Genomic DNA, 16537 nt, shown 5'->3' with positions numbered 1-16537 from the left:
CAGTAAACGTCTATGATGAATGTGTGGGCACGCGTGCCCACGCATTCATCATAGACATATTTTACTCTCTTTTGACGCGCAGGCGATCTTTGACAAACGAGAGGAGGGCCTTTATTTGCGGGTCCTGCACGGGATCGCAGACCTGCAAACTATAGTGGTTGGCTCCATCATCGACTGTAAGCATATAGTGCATCTGGTCGGCCCCGCGGCACGTGTGCTTCGATGGTCGTGAGTGATCGAAGACGCGCACTTTGTCAAGCAAGCGTTGTAGCTCCTTAACCTCCTGAGGGGAGAGAGACGTGCTATCCAGAACATGCGACTTTGTCATGCCTGGGAAGTATGCCAGGCCGCCTTCAGTCCGCAGCGTCACTTTCATCTGGCTCCTCCGATAAATTTTGAGGTAAATTCTCAGGAGTATCCTGGGGAAACTGCCAGGGAGCATTGTCTTCAGAGTCATCTGGAATGGGCCAGTTTGAACTGCCTGTATTACCAGGCGTCGTAGTCACTATTCCAGTCGTTGCATCTGTGCCACCCGTGGGGATGGTGCCAATGCTGGTTTTCAATACCTTGACAGTCTCCCAGGCTTTCTGAATCGCCTGTTGTTCCTGGCTGTTGGCTCCATAGAGTGCGGACGCGTGCTTGACGGTCAGTGTCGCAAAGTCACTAAAGTTGGCGGACGACTTTAAGGCGCGATCACACAATGTTATATACCAGATGCGCCCCGTTTTCTCCCAGGCGCGACCACCTATCGCGATAGCAGCCAGGTAAAAGGCATGATTCGGAATTCCCGAGTTTACATGTACACCACCATTATCGTCGGTCATGTCAACATAGCCATCCATGGTGGCAGGTTGGGGATCTTTCCCCAGAATGGGATCATCGTAGGCGGTACCAGGCGCTTTCAGGGAGCGTAGCGCCTCTCCCTGAACCTTGTCTGTAAACAGGCCTTTACCAATCAGCCAGTCGGCCTGATCGGCACTCTGGTTGAGCGAAAACTGTTTGACCAGGGAGCCAAAGACATCTGAGATGGATTCATTGAGCGCGCCCGGCTGGTCATTATAGTCGAGATTGGCTTCACTACCTGTAACTCCGTGTGTTAGCTCATGCCCAATGACTTCAAGGGCAATGGTAAAGCGATTGAAGGTGTCGCCATCGCCGTCTCCAAAGACCATTTGTCCACCATCCCAGAAGGCATTGTTATAGCTGACATCATAGTGAATGGAGGCATCCAAGGATAAGCCTTTGTTGTCGATGGAGTTACGGCTATAGACCTGTTGGTAGAAGCTATAGGTCCATCCTAGGCCATCATAAGCTTCATTCCCCGCTTTATCAGTGATAGGAGTCTGCCCCTCATGGCGAATCAAGCTGCCGGGGAGATCGGTTGCCTGTTGCGCGTCGTAGATGGAGCGTTCTGGTCCGACGGCCTTGGCGACGGTGGTTTGTGGCAATTGCGCCTGTAGCAAGGGGATGGAACGAGAGCGGGCAGCACGTACGTATTGGTCAAGTTCCAGTGATTTCAACGCGCGGTCGCGTTGTTGGAGCGTGCCACGTTCCGCAATGGAGGAGAGTATGTGTGGTGGGACAATTGTGCGTAGAATGCGTGGCGTGAACTGCTGTTGCATGAGAAGAGTGTCTCCTTTCGTCTCACAACATCTTCAACCAACCCTGGTCAACACTCTGTGTAGGATGCGCAGTTTTGTGTCAGTTACTTGTACTCTAAATATAACACATAAAGCGGAAAAATGTACAAAAAAGAGTTAATGTGTGGCGTGAAAATGCCAGCGGCATCTTCACGCCACACATTAATATAAGCAAGCGAGCCACGTAGTAGTGAGAAGTCCCGCCGAGTAATTCCGGCTAGCCGCCTGGTTCGGATAAGTAATTTTGTCACACAATGATAAAAAGGTTCCATTCTGCACAAAAATAGTCTTGACGTTATGCCTTTCAGGGAATAGACTATCCCTATATGTTGTTTTTGATAACGTATGGCATCAGAAGGAATTGGATCGCTCCTGTGAGAGTTGGTTTCACGAGCATCAATTGTCGAGAGATGTCAGCACAGGAGCAGAATTAAGATGAGAATTTACGTTGGGGGCCTCCCCTACCAGTCAACCGAGCAGGATCTGATCCAGCTTTTTGAGCAGATCGGCCAGGTTACCTTCGCCACAGTCATCACCGATCGTGAGACCGGGCGCAGCAAAGGCTTCGGCTTTGTTGAGATGAGCAGCGATGACGAGGCCCGCGTGGCTATCGAGCAGTTGAACGGCTCAACCCTGGGCAACCGCACCATTACGGTCAACGAGGCGCGCGAGCGCCGCGCTCCCGGTGGTGGTGGTGGCGGCTACCAGAGCCGCGATCGTCGCTCAAATGGTGGTGGTGGCGGCGGTTACCGCGACCGCTACTAAGCACTCAGACCGCTAACAGCAAAAAAAACAAGAGACGCTCTCCCCAGGGAGAGCGTCTCTTTTACTCTTATAATGGGCATCTATGGGGGAGCGATCAGTCGGCGGCTTCCTCTTCGTGAGAATGGGACGTTGTGGCCCCAAGGACTTTGACGGTCTCCCAGGCTTGCTGTACAGCCTGTTTCTCGAGGCTCTTGGCGCCGTAAAGGGCTTCGGCTTGCTTGATAGTGAGCTGGGCGAAATCGCTAAAGTTGGCACTGGTCTCCAGATCTGGGTCAGTCAAGGTTTTATACCAGATGAGGCCGGCTTTCTCCCAGGCATAGCCTCCTAGCGTGCTGGCGACCAGGTAAAAGGCGTGATTGGGAATGCCTGAGTTGATATGTACGCCTCCATTATCGTCGTTCGTATCAACGTAGCCATCCATGCTCGCAGGTTGAGGATCCTTCCCCAGAACGGGGTCATCATAGGCCGTGCCAGGAGCTTTCATGGAGCGCAGAGCCTGCCCCTGAACCTTGCTGGTAAACAGTCCCTTGCCAATCAGCCAGTCGGACTCCTCTGAGCTTTGATTAAGAGAGAACTGCTTCACCAGAGAGCCAAAGACATCTGAGATGGATTCATTGAGCGCGCCTGGCTGGTCATTATAGTCGAGATTGGCTTCATTACCTGTAACTCCGTGTGTTAGCTCATGCCCAATGACTTCAAGGGCAATGGTAAAGCGGTTGAAGTAATCGCCATCGCCATCCCCAAAGACCACACACTTGCCCACATCATCCCAGAAGGCATTATCATAGTCCTGGTTGTAGTGAATGCTGGCTTTGAGGGCGAGACCTTTGTTATCGATAGAGTTGCGTTTGAATTTCTGTTTGAAGAGATTGAATGTCCAGCCCAGGCCTCTGTACGCTTCATTTACAGCGATATCGCTGTTAGAGCCCTGTCCCTCTCTTTGGACGATTTTTCCTGGAAGTCGACCGGTGTGTTGCGCATCATAGACGGTACGTTTAGGCTGTTGAGCCAGGATGGTGTGATCTTCCTTGTCGGACCTGGCAGGAGTATCAGCCCGTGCACTTATCCCACGTGTTGAGTGAATATGCTGCTGTTGCTGATGTTGCAGCGTCTTGAGGGCACGCACACGCTGTTCTGCCGTGCCATGATTTGCGATAGAAGACAGGATGTATGGTGGAACAATACCATACCTGGAGTGTCGGGTGGAGCGCTTCATGAGAGAGTCTCTCCTTTCATCTCACAACATCTTCTGCCAATCACCACAAGAGAACCCTCTAAAGGGGGAGAAAGCATCTAATTAAGGAAGACGCCTGTAGCATAAGTATAAAATATAATAATGGTTTTTACAACTCTGCTACTTTAAATAGAATTTGCTGTATGTTTTATACTACAATAATTTGCTAAGTAGCTTCACCGGATGTGGTAAATTATGAGGAGCAGTGTCAGTCAAGAAAGTTGAAGGAATATGCCGCAGATATTTTTGCCACTCATCCAGGGATTTGGTCTTGGCGCAAGCCTGATTATTGCTATTGGAGCACAGAATGCTTTTGTGTTGCGTCAGGGACTAAAAAAGCAGTATGTTTTTCTTGTTGCAGGTCTTTGTTCGCTGTGTGATGCCGCGCTTATCTTGCTGGGAGTTGGAGGACTCGGAGCAGTTATAAATGCGCTTCCTGTCTTAACCCTGGTGGCGACGTGGGGTGGCGCATTATTCTTGCTGATCTATGGCCTTCGCTCTTTTCGAGCAGCCTTTCAATCGGATAAACTTAACACGCATGAAGTGGCTGGAGAACCTACACGTACCCGCGAGATTATGCTGGCGGTGCTGGCTTTTAGTTTACTCAATCCACATGTTTACCTCGACACGGTAGTACTCATTGGAAGTGTTGGTGCCCATTATCCCTCTGAAGAGCGCCTGTTGTTCGCCCTGGGGGCTATGCTCGCCTCGCTCACCTGGTTCTTTGCCCTCGCATATGGCGCCCGCTGGCTGGCGCCCTTGTTTCGTTCTCCTCTAGCCTGGCGGGTCCTGGATTGCTTGATAGGATGTATCATGTGGTTTATCGCAGCCTCCTTGATCTGGAGCGTGCTTTATCGTTAGAAAATATGCATTGAGATTGACAGAAACATAGAGCAAAATCTATAATGCGATTCACCCAAAACGCCGCAGGATGCCCCTGCCCTTTCAGGCATGGGGAGGAATGCGGCGTTCCTTTGTCGGTGGCTTGGGTGGAATACGCCGTAGACATTCTCTCATCTGCTCATGTATTGTTGACAGTCAGATGAAAACTATGGTATAATTTAGCGTATGCAAACGGTAGTAACAGCGAAACTCAAATTAAATACAACGCCCGAGCAATTCAAGGCATTACGTACAACGCAACTGGCGTATCGGGATTCACTCAACTATGTGAGCCAGTACGCCTTTGCGCATGGCAAGATGAGCAATGCTGTTCGTTTGCAAGATGCCACCTACGAAGAGATCCGCCTCCGTTTTCATCTGCCTTCGCAAATGGCCTGTTCTGTTCCTCGCCAAGTTGGTGCCTCGTATAAAACCCTCTGGACAAAGGTCAAGAACAATGCTGTTCATCGTAAGGAAGGGAAGACCAAGAAACGCTACAAAGGGCTTGATAAGGCTCCCAAGTTCATCTCCCCCACGTTAACCTATCAGTACAAGAAAGACTACACCTTCAAGAAAGAGCAGCAGGTGAGCATCCTGACCCTTGAGGGACGTGTTATCGTGCCCTATACTGGCTACAATAAGCATGTGGCATTGATCCAGCGTGGAGCGGAGATTGGTGCATCGAAACTCTGGTATGACAAGCCCAAGAAACAATTTTACCTCCTTGTCTCTCTTGCAATTGAGACGGCTGATCCTACACCTGAAACACACAAGCAAGTCGTTGGCGTGGATGTGGGGATGCGATACCTTGCCGTCACGGCGACGATGCAAGGGGATTGCACCTTCCATTCAGGCAAACAGATTGTCCCCAAGGCAAACCACTCCGCACGACTGAGAAAACGTCTGCAAAAGAAAGGCACTCGTTCAGCGACAAGAAGGCTCGTTGCCATCAGTGGACGAGAGAGACGGTTGAAGCAGAATACCAATCATGTCGTGAGTAAGCGGATTGTCCTACAGCACCCTCAAAGCTTGATTGGACTGGAGCATCTGACAGACATTCGAGAGCGTACCAAACGACGCAAAGGCAAAAATGCAAAACAGCGAAAAGCCAATCGTACCTTCTCCAAATGGTCCTTCGCTGAGTTGCATAGCATGATTGCCTATAAAGCGCTCTTACATCGAAGTATGGCGATCAAGGTCGATGCCAACTCTACCTCGCAAGCGTGCCCCAAATGTGGGCACACCTGCAAAGAGAATAGGCCCAACAAAGGATTGCTCTTCGTCTGTCAGAATTGTCAGTACACGCTCCATGCCGATCTGGTTGGTGCAAGAAACATTGCGATGCGAACGCTTCTTATCCGGCAAGACTGGAGAGGAACGGGCCTCTTGTCAGTACGCGCCTTCTGTGTCGGACGATGAAGCCAAAGCAGCACGCCTGAAAAGGTATGCTGAATTGCGGTGGAGTTCAGACACAACTCCAAGCCCTCGGCTTTAGCCGTAGGGTACTGACTGCTGTGTAATCCCCCGCGCAACCCCCTATTTTTAGCAAGTAGAAAGTGAGATCCCTTCTATGGCTATGCCACCTGTATCTTTTGAAGATGATCCCATATTACGTGAAGCGCTTGTACGCTATGAGATAGATCCCGCGTCGCTGAGCTTTCTGGGCGGCTTTCGGAACCGGGTCTATGAGTATGGCCAGAATGAGCAGCGTTATATTCTGCGTATCTCGTCTGAGAGCCAGCGCTTGGCTGATATGATCCGTGCTGAGATGGATTGGATGCATTATCTGGCCGGGCGAGGCCTTGCGGTCGTTGACCCTCTACCTTCGCAGAGGGGGAATTTTGTGGAGGTCATTGAGCATGAGGGGCGGCAGGTTCCGGTTGTTGCTATGCGCAAGGCTCCAGGGAAGCATCCAGGTAAAGAAGAATGGACGCCCGAGCTCTTCGCGGCAATGGGGCATTTTGTCGGCCAGATGCACCAGGCAACCAGGGAGTATATGCCAGCCGTACCCACCCAGCGCAGGCCAGCCTGGCATGAGGACCTGGATGTCTTCGCGCAGGAGTATCTGCACGCCGTGGATGCCGATATCGCGGCGAAGTTTCAGGCCATTCGCGCCTATCCAAAAAGCCTACCCCAGGAGCGTGACGCCTATGGCCTGATCCACGCTGACTTTCACCGGGGCAATTTTCATGTGCAGGACGGGCGCATCACCCTGTTTGACTTTGATGATAGCCAGTACTCCTGGTTTGCTGAAGACCTGGCGATGGCCCTGTTCTACGGTATCTCGCCCCAGGCCCAGAGCCAGGAGGAGCTAGTCTTCGCGCGCCAGTTCTACCAGCACTTTATGGAAGGGTATAGCCAGGTCTACACTCTCGATGCCGCGTGGCGACAAGAAATTCCCTACTTCCTCAAGCAGCGCGAGATCAATCTCTACATTGTGCTGACCGCGCTCAAATATGAACTGCCGGAGGGTTCATGGTCGGAACGCTTTATGCAGAATCGTCGTCAGCGCATCCTGGAGGATGTCCCTTTCGTGGATATAGCGCTCTAAGTTGCCTCGCTACATACAGATAGAACACCCTGGACTTGTGTGCGGGGACTGTGCTTCCACCTGACATACCGTGCTATAATATGCAAAAATAAGCAACTACCTTCTGTAGGTGGTGCGTCCTGGCTGCCGCAGGCAGCCAGGACGCACCACCTACAAGGCGAGCGCCGCAGGCGCGAGGGGCTTGCCTGCCACAAGATACAAAAAGAGATAATGGGAATAGTATGACACTGCGTTTGATGAAAATATTGGCCATCCTGACCTCTATCGGCGCATATATAGTGGTGCTGATGGGGGCCATAGTTACCAAAACTGGAGCGGGCCAGGGATGTGGTACCTCGTGGCCGATTTGTAAGGGACAGCTCATACCCGCATATATGTCGGTTGATTCGGTGCTGGAGTACAGTCATCGCATTTCCTCTGGTATCGATGGATTCTTGATCCTTTTTTTGACGGTCTGGTCCTGGTGGGTCTTCAGGCATAATGGGCGTGTCAAACTGCTCGGCTTTATGAGCCTGTTCTTCGTCGTCGTCCAGGGTGCTCTGGGCGCGGTAACCGTCATGTACGAAGGCACCTTCGCCGAGGAGTGGATTCTCTCGCTGCACTTCGGTTTCGCATTGATCTCCTTTGCCAGCGTTATACTGCTTACCATTTATCTTTTCCAGATGAAAGCTGGTAAGGCTGTGGAGCAGCGCGAGGAGCGGAAGCCAGGCCTGGTGAGTAAGAGCATGCAGTACGTAGTCTGGGGCATCACCGCCTACTGCTACATCGTGGTCTACACGGGCGCCCTTGTGCGTCACTCCTCCTCCACCATGGGTTGTGGCACGCAGTGGCCCGGATGTAGCACACTTGTGCCAGACCTCGCCAGCCATCCCGGCGTGCAGATGTTCCACCGTTATGCTGCTACACTGATTGGCGTGCTTATCGTGGGCCTCCTCATCTGGGTTCTGCGCAGTTATCGCGAGCGCCGTGACCTCGTACGTGGTGCCTGGCTTGCGCTCATCATGGTCATCTTGCAGGGCGCGGCCGGAATGCTGACCGTCGTCACTGGCGGTCAGCTTGTCGTCGAACTGCTGCATACCACGCTGATCGCGATCCTCTTCGCGGTCCTCAGCTTTCTCTGCATGCAGGTTGGCTGGCCCTGGAAGACCCAGCAACCCGTCGAGCAAGTCCAGATGGCCTCCAGCCGCGGGTAAAGAATTTTCAGTAGAAGAAAAGGGGCTGGATGTAAGATAAATTGTCTTACATCCAGCCCCTTTTTTGTTATGTCTTGTAAATGAACGTTCCACTAGATGGCAGTTGCTAACGTCATTCAGGCCTGAGAGAAAGCAAAAATTCCCTTACACCAGTAGTTCCTTCTGCTTCCAATACGTTGAGTAATGTGCTCCCCACAATGGCAATATCACTTTTGTTGACGAGATAGCGAACATCATCTGGATGCTGAATGCCAAACCCGACTCCAATGGGAGTGGATGAATATTGACGGCATCGTAAGAGGAAATCTGTTGTCGCATCGCCAAAAGACGTTGGTGCTCCGGTCACGCCTTTTCTCGCAGCACAATACAAAAGTCCTTCCGTCTTGTTCGCTAGATACTCCATTCGAGTATCTGGTGTGTAGGGAGTAACCACCAGAATGGGATCAACATGCTCTTGCTTGCAGGCAGCAAAGTATTCATCGCTCTCCTCGGGAAATGCATCGGGTACTATCAGCCCACGAATTCCAATGGACCCGGCAGTTTCAACGAACTGTTTTACTCCAAATTGGAGTAAAATATTATAATACGTCATGAAAATACAAAAGAGAGGGAAATCCCTCGTTACTTTTTGTGCAAAGTCCAGACACTGTTCTATGGTTGTCCCTCGTTCCAATGCTTTTTGGTTTGCCTTCAGAAACAGCGGACCGTCCGCAATCGGCTCGGAGAAAGGAAGTTGTAACTCCACCAGATCCACGCCACATTCGTGGAACAGACGGATCATTTCATAATTCGTCTCGAAATCGGGATAGCCTACAATTTGATGCGCCATCAGTAAAATAGATTTTCTTTTACGCTTTTCCAGAATCTCCTGAGCAAGATTGCTGATATTGCGTGCTTTTCCGCTGGATAAAAGCCTTCCATTCTTCATCTCGTAATCCCTCCGCTATGTTAAAAATATCTTTATCGCCCCGGCCTGACATGTTGATGATGACACTCTCACCCTCCGAACACTGTTGCATCTCCCGAAAAGCCCCTGCAAAAGCATGGGCAGATTCTAATGCTGGAATAATGCCTTCTTTGGTCATGACAAGTTGGAGGGCATTCACAACTTCCTCGTTGGTCGCTGCTTCGAAGCGCACTCGCCCACGTTCTGATAAATTTGCGAGGAGAGGTGACACGCCTGTATAGTCAAGTCCTGCTGCAATACTGGAAGTCTCTAACATTTGTCCGTCTTTGTCCTGCAGAAAGAGGGATTTGTACCCTTGGGCGATGCCGGTCCTGCCTTGCCCATACGCGATTCGTGATGCATGCTTTCCGGCCATTGGTCCTTCTCCCCCGGCTTCTACTCCAACCAGTTCAACTTCTTCGTGGGGTATGAACGCTTGGAAAATACCAAGGGCATTCGACCCTCCACCCACACAGGCATAGACACGTTTGGGGAGCTTGCCTTCCAATCGAAGAATTTGTTCCTTGGCCTCGGTTCCAATGATCGATTGAAATAAAGCTACTAGAGCTGGAAAGGGATGAGGTCCTGATGCGGTTCCCAGCAAGTAATGGGTTGTTTCAAAACTCGAAGCCCAGTCTCTCAACGCCTCATTCATAGCGTCTTTTAAGGTGCGAGAACCAGCTTCCACAGGCACAACTTCCGCGCCGAAGCGTTTCATCCAAAAAACGTTCGCATACTGGCGTTCTACATCTTCACTCCCCATGTAAACGGTAGCCTTTAAGCCGAACTTCGCTGCCACAATGGCTGTTGCAACCCCGTGTTGCCCGGCACCCGTTTCAGCAATGACGCGTGTTTTGTTCATCCGTTTCACGAGCATCGCTTGCCCCAATGCATTGTTCAGTTTATGGGCACCTGAGTGATTCAAATCTTCCCGCTTCATGTAAATTTTGGGTCCACCAAAATACTTTGTCAGCCCTGCGGCATAGGTGAGTGGTGTTGGACGACCGGAAAAGTTCGCCAAGCTATCCTGATAGTCCTGCCAAAACACGGTATCATTTTGTATTTCAGCGAACTTTTCTTTTAATTCATGAAAAGCAGGGAATAAAATCTCAGGAATAAACATCCCTCCATATGATCCGTAGTAACCATTTACACTCAATTGCTTTATCTCCCTATTATCTATTGTGCTTATGAAAATCTAAAACCCGTTGGGCGGTCTCGAGATCCGTCACAAGAGTATCAATCCATTTTCCTCGCAACGTCGCCGTGATCGCTTTGACTTTGTCCTGGCCACCAGCGACGCCGATGACATGGGTATGTGGTCTCAACTCTGATACGTCAATGCCGAGCATTCTTGTTTTTGCAGAAAAAGCGATGTTCTCTCCTTGAACGTTGAGAAAGGACGCGCATACGTTTGCCACGGCTCCTTGTCGAAGGACATCGTTCAAATCAGCATTTCCAAAGTAACCGGTTTGGACAATCGTCGCCTCCTTTGAGACCTGACCAATACCGACAACCGCCACAGTACTCTTCCGAGCAATCTCAAGTACGTTTGCTATTTCTGGTTCTTTCATCAAAAGCTCTTTGGTTTCCTGGGAGACAACAACCGCAGGTGCATGCAGAAGCCAGTAGTTCGATTTCATCCTTTCCGCAAACATCATGGTATTCGAGTTTGCATGCCAGGATGAGCCAGTAGAACCCCAGCCACCGACAAGTGGAGTAAACTGTAGCCCGTTTCGTGCAAAATACTCTAGCTCAGCCGCAACAGCAGTAACCGTACGCCCAGCCATAACTCCCACAATATCGTTATCTTTGAGCATAGATTCGAGAAGCACTGCACAACTTCGCCCTAGTTGATGGAGAAGTCTTTGTTCAGAATGTTCTTCTATGCTTATGACAAAAGTATCGGGAATGCCAAACGTTTCAATGAGCTCCTGCTCAATGTTCTGCTCTCGTGAATAAGGATTGTTAATCGTGATGTTTACGATCCCTTCGGCTCTTGCAGCAGCGAGCATTCGACTCACGTGAGGTCGTGAAATACCTAATCGTTTGGCAATGTCCTGTTGATTGAGTCCATCTTCGTAATAAAGCCGACTGATTTTAACCAGTAATCGCACCCTTTCATTTTGCAGATCGGTCATTTTTTATCTCCACAAATTGCGGTAGCACAAATGTACATGGTGTGAAATATTGTACATCTCTATTATGTACCTTCTTTCGATTTCTGGCAAGTATCTGGTACAGTAAACATGAAGGCCTGTTAGCATATGCTCACTTACTCGGATGGCTCGCTAATCTAGAGCGGGCGTGGGCGGCGTGGCCTGGTTGAGGGGGACGCTGATCAGGGCGCCGTTGACGGTTATATGTAAGATGGCAGGCACAGGGTCGGCAGCATAGGGGGCGCGAGCCTCAGTCGATTGGCTTAGCTTGATCAGGGCTTCGATGCGCTTCGCGGCGGAGGGCGAGAAGCGCTGTGGCCTGTTGAAGTTGAAGCCGTTGAGCGCGGCGATAAGATGCTGGACGGCGATGAGTGCGTATGGGTCGCCTGTGAGTTGCATGGCGAGGCCATCCAGGTCGCGATAAGCTCTATGCGGATAGCCCTTCAAGATAATGATAGCCAGGATGGGCAGGCCTATGAATAGAACCAGGAAAATGGTGATATTAACCGTGGTGTGTTGGAAGGGCTGTACGGATTGAAGCCAGGCCAACCAGACTATAAAGATCACAACCAGCCAGAGGTGACGCTGGAATACCTTGCGGGCCAGGCGTTTCTGCTGCATGGCGATGCCCAGGCAGATGAGCGCGTCTTTCTGCCGCCAATCCGTAGCCCTCAGCAACGCCTCGCTGATGATCAGCAGCGGACTCTGTCCCATGCCAACGACGCGTACTGTATGTCTACCGACCATATCATGGGCTACCTGGATGGAGGTGAACTGAACATTGGCGAGCCTGCACCAGGCAGCGATCCTTGGCTCTAGAGAAGCCCAACGAGTTTGCTCTATTGGCTGAAGTATGGCCCTGCGCCTCTCATGCCAAAGCGCGAAGATGTCACCCGATAAGAGGAGCAAAATAAACGGTATGAGCTGTACGATGGGTGGAATGGCATCTGTATTAAGGCCTAATTGTTTGCTAATCCAGAGTGGCCCTCCCAGGATATAGAGGCTGGGAAGAAATATGAGCGCCTGTGGGAAGAGATAGTTGTAAAGGTAAACTTGCTTGTACTTGCTGTCGCCTGGCAGATCGTTGACATGAAAAGCACGCAGCGCCAGGGGATCGGTGGCCATGACTGTACTCAACCAAAGAAGCCAAAATGTAATAATAGATGAATTGATGAAATATGCCTCGATAAGTTGCATTAAATTTGAGTGATAAAGACTATCATTCAATACGATTGGGATGTCGCTTATAATCAGTAGCACAAAGAAACCTATAATATAGCTTACCGTAGTAGATGTCCAGGTGCGTGTATCTGAGCGGGTAGCCGCGTAGTAGAAATAGCCATCAAGGGCACTCCCCTGGCCGTAGTGGCTGTTCACGACTTGTTGGAGTTTACGTATATTGCGTCGCCCCATGATGCCAGAAATGATCACCGGGATAAGCAAGGCAGTGGCGAGCAAGGTTGTTGTCAGTGGCATGGTATTTTTTCTCTCTCTGGTTTACTTATGACGCTAGATCCCCATAAGCCACTTCCGGGACGGGCGCGGGTAATGTTGCCTGGTTAAGGGGGATTGTGATTGGTTCATGCTCGATCCTGATTTTTAAGGGCGAGGGCACAGGTAAGGTGGCATATGGTGCCTGTGGTGAGCCTGTGTGTAACGATGCAATTATGCGTTCAAAGCGACCTTTTGCAATCTTGAGATTATCTGATGTAAAAGGGCTCCCGTTAAGGGCTGCACGGACATGATGTAGAACAAGGAGCGCCAGAGGGTCGCCTGTCAGTTTGATGATGGCGGCGTTATGAGTGTCTACTTGCTTTAAACCGACAATGAGCACCATTGCCAGGATTATTGTTATAGGTATACCGATGAGAAGAATGTCGAAAACAACGTCACGTGTAAGTGAAGAGGGTAACTGTAGAAGTATTGGGGCCAGGAGGATCCAGGCTATAAATGTGCCGAACCCGGCGAGACCAGCCATAAGTGGTTTGAGCGCTGACTTTTGTTTATGCATGATGATACCCTGGCAAATGATGGTGTCGTGCACGCGCCAATCACTTGCATGCAACAAGGCCTCGCTGATGATAAGCGCTGGACGGCGACCGGGACCTGACAGACGCACTTCTTGCCCTCCAAAGAGATCCTGCGCTACCAGAACCGCTGAAAACTCTACACCTGCGAGCCTGATCCAGGTTTGGATGCGCGGGATTAGATTTGCCCACTGTGTCTCCTCAATAGGTTGAAGCGAGGAGCTCAGGTTCGCGTATGGCAAGGTAAAAATAGTTGTGAAGGCAAAGATTGCAATAACGATGAGTGTGATAAAGATGAAAAAATAGACATTGGCGATGCTACCAAATATGATTGAGAAGATTGGTGGTTTAAAGATGATATTGATAAGGAGAGTTCTAGGTGGATACAGCAAGAAATAGATCAACATGCTTAGGAGGAAGGCCGCAGCGGAGATGTAGGTGGAAAGTATCTTGAACAGGTCAGCCTTGATGAAGAGTGAACGTTCAAGGGGATTGAACTCAAAGATGCGCATAGCTGCAAGGTCAAGCCTGACATCACTAATAAACTCAAATAGTCCCACGCCTATCACGAGTCCTACCAGCGCTGACCGGGTGGCGATCCCTATAGAAGCCTGTGCTGAAGTGTCAACCCTGATGATACTACTGGCAAGCAGGTTGCCAATTATAGCGGGCAATGGAAGAAGTATACCCCATATCCAGACCTGGTTATGTACCTGCGAGATGGTCTTTTGGCGAACCTGGGCATAGCGGCAGTAGGCTCCGAAAGGAATTTGCTGAGTGTAGAGCTTTAAGCCCTCTTCAAATACTGTACGCTTGCGTTTTCTAAATCCCCAATAGCCGATCAGGCAGCCAGCAATCATTGATAAAATCAGGCTACAGGCCATAACGGTTAGTTGTAACAACATACGAGTGGACCTCACTACGCCTTCTTGTAATTATATTGAAGAGTTTTATTTTACACTATAGAAGACGTAAGCGATAGCATTTCTTCAAAAGCAGAACATAATAAGAAAAGTGGATACAGTAGGCGGCGCATTCTCGCCGCCTACTGTATCCACTTTTCTTATAGTCTAAATGGCCTGAGCGGTCTGGGGATCTTCCTCGTCGTCGGCCTGGGAGAAGGGTTTGGCGATGCTCTCCAGGGACTTGCGCTCGGCGTCGACGCCGAAGAAGATGGCTACGACACCCGCAGCCGCCATGAATAGCGCGCCCGCATAGTAGCCGTAGGAGAGGATGACTGGCTGGTTGGTCTGGATGAGTAGACCAAAGATGAAGGGAGCGAAGGCGCCTCCAACACCTGTTCCAATGGCGTAGAAGAGAGCGATGACCATCGCGCGCATCTCTAGGGGAAAGACCTCGCTGACAGTCAGGTAGGCCGAGCTGGAGCCGGTGGAGGCAAAGAAGAAGATGATCGACCAGCAGATGGTGATCGTGACTACGTTGAGCATACCCTGGGCGAAGAGCCAGCTCGTAATGGCCAGCAGCACGCCGGAGATGATATAGGTGAAGCTGATCATCTTGCGTCGCCCAATCGTGTCAAACAGACGACCGATGGTCAGTGGGCCGATCACGTTGCCTATGGCGAAGGGAATCTGGTAGAGTGGCACGCTCTCGGCTGGCAGGTGGAAGAAGGTCGTCAGCACCAGGGCATAGGTAAAGAAGATGGCATTGTAGAAAAATGCCTGCGCGGACATCAGCGAGAGGCCCAGAATTGTGCGTTTGGGGTAGAGTCTGACCATTGTCTTCGCGATTTCACCGAAGCCAATCGCGCCGCGAGGGCGGATATAAATGGCACTCTCTGGCTCAGGTAGTGGCTCCCCTCCTCGCTCTCTCCGTACTTCCTGCTCAATTTCGTCCACCACCTTGTTGGCCTCCTCAAAGTGGCCATGCATCATCAGCCAGCGTGGACTCTCGGGCACGTAACGGCGTACCAGCAGGACGGCCAGGCCCAGAACCGCGCCCAGAGCGAAGGAGAGACGCCAGCCTACATTGATGGGGAAGAGATTGGGATTGAGCAGTACGCCGGTCATGGCCGCGCCAAAGGCTGTACCAATCCACCAGGTGCCATTGATCACGAGGTCGGTCCAGCCGCGCGCCCGCGCCGGAATAAGCTCGTCAATAGCCGAGTTGATGGCTGCGTATTCGCCACCGATACCCGTGCCCGTAATGAAGCGACAGGCGGCGAACCAGTAGAAGTTAAAGGAGAAGGCAGTTGCGATGGTCGCGCCCAGGTAGACCAGCAAGGTAATCATAAAGAGCTTCTTGCGACCCATTTGATCGGTCATCCGACCAAATACCAGGGCACCGAGCACCGCGCCAATGAGATAGACTGTACCAGCGCTGGAGGCCTCCACCGTCGAGAGATGAAGGGTCTGAGGCTTGCTCAGCACGCTGGCGATAGAGCCAACGATGGTGACTTCAAGACCATCCAGAATCCAGGTGATGCCCAGCGAGATGACCACAAGCCAGTGCCAGCGACTCCAGGGCAGGCGATCCATCCTGGCGGGGACATCGGTCTTTACCGCTTTAGTTTTACTCTGCATTGTCTCCATAGCGCCATTGCTCTTTCAAAAATGAATGAACGATAATGTCTACGCATTACAAAGATACCTTACACAGACGCTTGTATTTAGCATATCAGGGCCATGCTTATTTCAGCATAAAGAGAAAGGTTGCAGATGCTGAGAACGGCTTCGGTAAGAAGATAGGAGTAGTTGTAATATTTTTATGTAAAAATGTGAAATGCGTCACAGTAAGAGAAGGTCGATTTTGGGTATCATGGCAACGTGATGCGCTTTTGCCTGAAAAAGGGGCGTGCCTAAAAGGAAACCCGAGCGTCAGCTACAAGAGCGGTGCCTCGGCCGAATGAGGGCATGCCTCTAGAATGGGGTCGGTTTCCGCATAAGAAGAAGAGGAAGCATTGTGAAACTCTGTACCACTCGCGTGCTCGTCCTGGGATCTGTCCTATGCCTGATCTTCATCTGGGGCGGCATCGATAACATAGATATTGGCAACATCGTCATTGGCCTGCTTGGCATCCTGCTTGCGTTCATCCTCGTTGCAATTCTCTTCCTCAGCTACAAAGGGATCGGGCAGGGCGAACTCTAATCATCTGCTCAACTGCGTAGGGTCCATGCTGG

Annotated in this window: 15 protein-coding genes; 6 read left to right on the top strand and 9 right to left on the bottom strand. The window is 50.9% G+C overall.

Annotated features, from left to right (window positions below):
* Positions 1-61: 61 nt before the first annotated feature.
* Entirely contained in the window at positions 62-370 is a 309-nt protein-coding gene (locus KRAC_RS30060) for a protealysin inhibitor emfourin (RefSeq protein ID WP_201391977.1), read from the bottom strand.
* Positions 354-1622: a M4 family metallopeptidase gene (locus KRAC_RS30055; RefSeq protein WP_007913868.1), complete on the bottom strand. Its 1269-nt coding sequence runs from the start codon at positions 1620-1622 to the stop codon at positions 354-356. The genes KRAC_RS30060 and KRAC_RS30055 overlap by 17 nt, the downstream gene beginning before the upstream one ends.
* Positions 1623-2075: 453 nt before the next feature.
* Between KRAC_RS30055 and KRAC_RS30050 the strand changes: the two genes are divergently transcribed.
* On the top strand, positions 2076-2405 hold the full coding sequence (locus KRAC_RS30050) for an RNA recognition motif domain-containing protein (RefSeq protein ID WP_007913860.1): 330 nt from the start codon (positions 2076-2078) through the stop codon (positions 2403-2405).
* A 94-nt stretch (positions 2406-2499) separates the two neighbouring features.
* Here the strand turns inward: KRAC_RS30050 and KRAC_RS30045 are convergent, their stop codons facing one another.
* Positions 2500-3621 (bottom strand): M4 family metallopeptidase, encoded by a 1122-nt coding sequence (locus tag KRAC_RS30045; protein ID WP_007913858.1) that lies wholly within the window; start codon positions 3619-3621, stop codon positions 2500-2502.
* A 249-nt stretch (positions 3622-3870) separates the two neighbouring features.
* Here KRAC_RS30045 and KRAC_RS30040 point away from each other — a divergent pair, with 249 nt between their 5' ends.
* The 4 genes from KRAC_RS30040 (at position 3871) to KRAC_RS30025 (ending at position 8265) form a co-directional block, all read left to right on the top strand.
* Complete coding sequence (locus KRAC_RS30040) at positions 3871-4500, top strand: LysE/ArgO family amino acid transporter (protein ID WP_007913857.1); 630 nt, start codon at positions 3871-3873, stop codon at positions 4498-4500.
* A gap of 207 nt (positions 4501-4707) precedes the next feature.
* Positions 4708-5940 (top strand): RNA-guided endonuclease InsQ/TnpB family protein, encoded by a 1233-nt coding sequence (locus tag KRAC_RS30035; RefSeq protein WP_007913855.1) that lies wholly within the window; start codon positions 4708-4710, stop codon positions 5938-5940.
* Positions 5941-6097: 157 nt separating this feature from the next.
* Entirely contained in the window at positions 6098-7072 is a 975-nt protein-coding gene (locus KRAC_RS30030; RefSeq protein WP_169460964.1) for a phosphotransferase enzyme family protein, read from the top strand.
* 221 nt (positions 7073-7293) lie between these two features.
* Positions 7294-8265, top strand: a complete 972-nt coding sequence (locus KRAC_RS30025) for a COX15/CtaA family protein (RefSeq protein ID WP_007913852.1) — start codon at positions 7294-7296, stop codon at positions 8263-8265.
* 112 nt (positions 8266-8377) lie between these two features.
* Here KRAC_RS30025 and trpA read toward each other — a convergent pair whose 3' ends face one another.
* The 6 genes from trpA to KRAC_RS29995 form a co-directional block, all read right to left on the bottom strand.
* The gene (trpA, locus tag KRAC_RS30020; protein WP_007913850.1) at positions 8378-9193 is read right to left on the bottom strand and encodes a tryptophan synthase subunit alpha; all 816 of its coding nucleotides are present in this window, start codon (positions 9191-9193) and stop codon (positions 8378-8380) included.
* Positions 9114-10370 carry a tryptophan synthase subunit beta gene (gene trpB, locus KRAC_RS30015; protein ID WP_007913849.1) on the bottom strand — a complete coding sequence of 419 codons (1257 nt, stop codon included), beginning with the start codon at positions 10368-10370 and terminating at the stop codon, positions 9114-9116. The genes trpA and trpB overlap by 80 nt, the downstream gene beginning before the upstream one ends.
* Positions 10371-10386: 16 nt before the next feature.
* Entirely contained in the window at positions 10387-11352 is a 966-nt protein-coding gene (locus tag KRAC_RS30010) for a sugar-binding transcriptional regulator (RefSeq protein ID WP_007913847.1), read from the bottom strand.
* Between the two features lie 150 nt (positions 11353-11502).
* Positions 11503-12846: a hypothetical protein gene (locus KRAC_RS30005; RefSeq protein WP_007913845.1), complete on the bottom strand. Its 1344-nt coding sequence runs from the start codon at positions 12844-12846 to the stop codon at positions 11503-11505.
* Between the two features lie 25 nt (positions 12847-12871).
* Positions 12872-14302 (bottom strand): hypothetical protein, encoded by a 1431-nt coding sequence (locus tag KRAC_RS30000; RefSeq protein WP_007913844.1) that lies wholly within the window; start codon positions 14300-14302, stop codon positions 12872-12874.
* Between the two features lie 165 nt (positions 14303-14467).
* The gene (locus KRAC_RS29995; RefSeq protein ID WP_007913843.1) at positions 14468-15949 is read right to left on the bottom strand and encodes an MFS transporter; all 1482 of its coding nucleotides are present in this window, start codon (positions 15947-15949) and stop codon (positions 14468-14470) included.
* A 370-nt stretch (positions 15950-16319) separates the two neighbouring features.
* On the opposite strand from KRAC_RS29995, the gene KRAC_RS29990 reads away from it, so the two are divergent.
* Positions 16320-16505: a hypothetical protein gene (locus KRAC_RS29990; RefSeq protein WP_007913841.1), complete on the top strand. Its 186-nt coding sequence runs from the start codon at positions 16320-16322 to the stop codon at positions 16503-16505.
* Positions 16506-16537 lie beyond the last annotated feature (32 nt).

Source organism: Ktedonobacter racemifer DSM 44963, assembly GCF_000178855.1.
GTDB classification, from domain to species: Bacteria; Chloroflexota; Ktedonobacteria; order Ktedonobacterales; family Ktedonobacteraceae; genus Ktedonobacter; species Ktedonobacter racemifer.
The sequence above is the reverse complement of the archived record's forward strand: the minus strand, read 5'-3'. Positions and strand labels throughout refer to the sequence as shown.

Coding starts and splice junctions, on each gene's coding strand:
- KRAC_RS30055 (WP_007913868.1), bottom strand. CDS start 1,622: ATGCAACAGCAGTTCACGCCACGCATTCTACGCACAATTGTCCCACCA.
- KRAC_RS30050 (WP_007913860.1), top strand. CDS start 2,076: ATGAGAATTTACGTTGGGGGCCTCCCCTACCAGTCAACCGAGCAGGAT.
- KRAC_RS30045 (WP_007913858.1), bottom strand. CDS start 3,621: ATGAAGCGCTCCACCCGACACTCCAGGTATGGTATTGTTCCACCATAC.
- KRAC_RS30040 (WP_007913857.1), top strand. CDS start 3,871: ATGCCGCAGATATTTTTGCCACTCATCCAGGGATTTGGTCTTGGCGCA.
- KRAC_RS30035 (WP_007913855.1), top strand. CDS start 4,708: ATGCAAACGGTAGTAACAGCGAAACTCAAATTAAATACAACGCCCGAG.
- KRAC_RS30030 (WP_169460964.1), top strand. CDS start 6,098: ATGCCACCTGTATCTTTTGAAGATGATCCCATATTACGTGAAGCGCTT.
- KRAC_RS30025 (WP_007913852.1), top strand. CDS start 7,294: ATGACACTGCGTTTGATGAAAATATTGGCCATCCTGACCTCTATCGGC.
- trpA (WP_007913850.1), bottom strand. CDS start 9,193: ATGAAGAATGGAAGGCTTTTATCCAGCGGAAAAGCACGCAATATCAGC.
- KRAC_RS30010 (WP_007913847.1), bottom strand. CDS start 11,352: ATGACCGATCTGCAAAATGAAAGGGTGCGATTACTGGTTAAAATCAGT.
- KRAC_RS30005 (WP_007913845.1), bottom strand. CDS start 12,846: ATGCCACTGACAACAACCTTGCTCGCCACTGCCTTGCTTATCCCGGTG.
- KRAC_RS30000 (WP_007913844.1), bottom strand. CDS start 14,302: ATGTTGTTACAACTAACCGTTATGGCCTGTAGCCTGATTTTATCAATG.
- KRAC_RS29995 (WP_007913843.1), bottom strand. CDS start 15,949: ATGGAGACAATGCAGAGTAAAACTAAAGCGGTAAAGACCGATGTCCCC.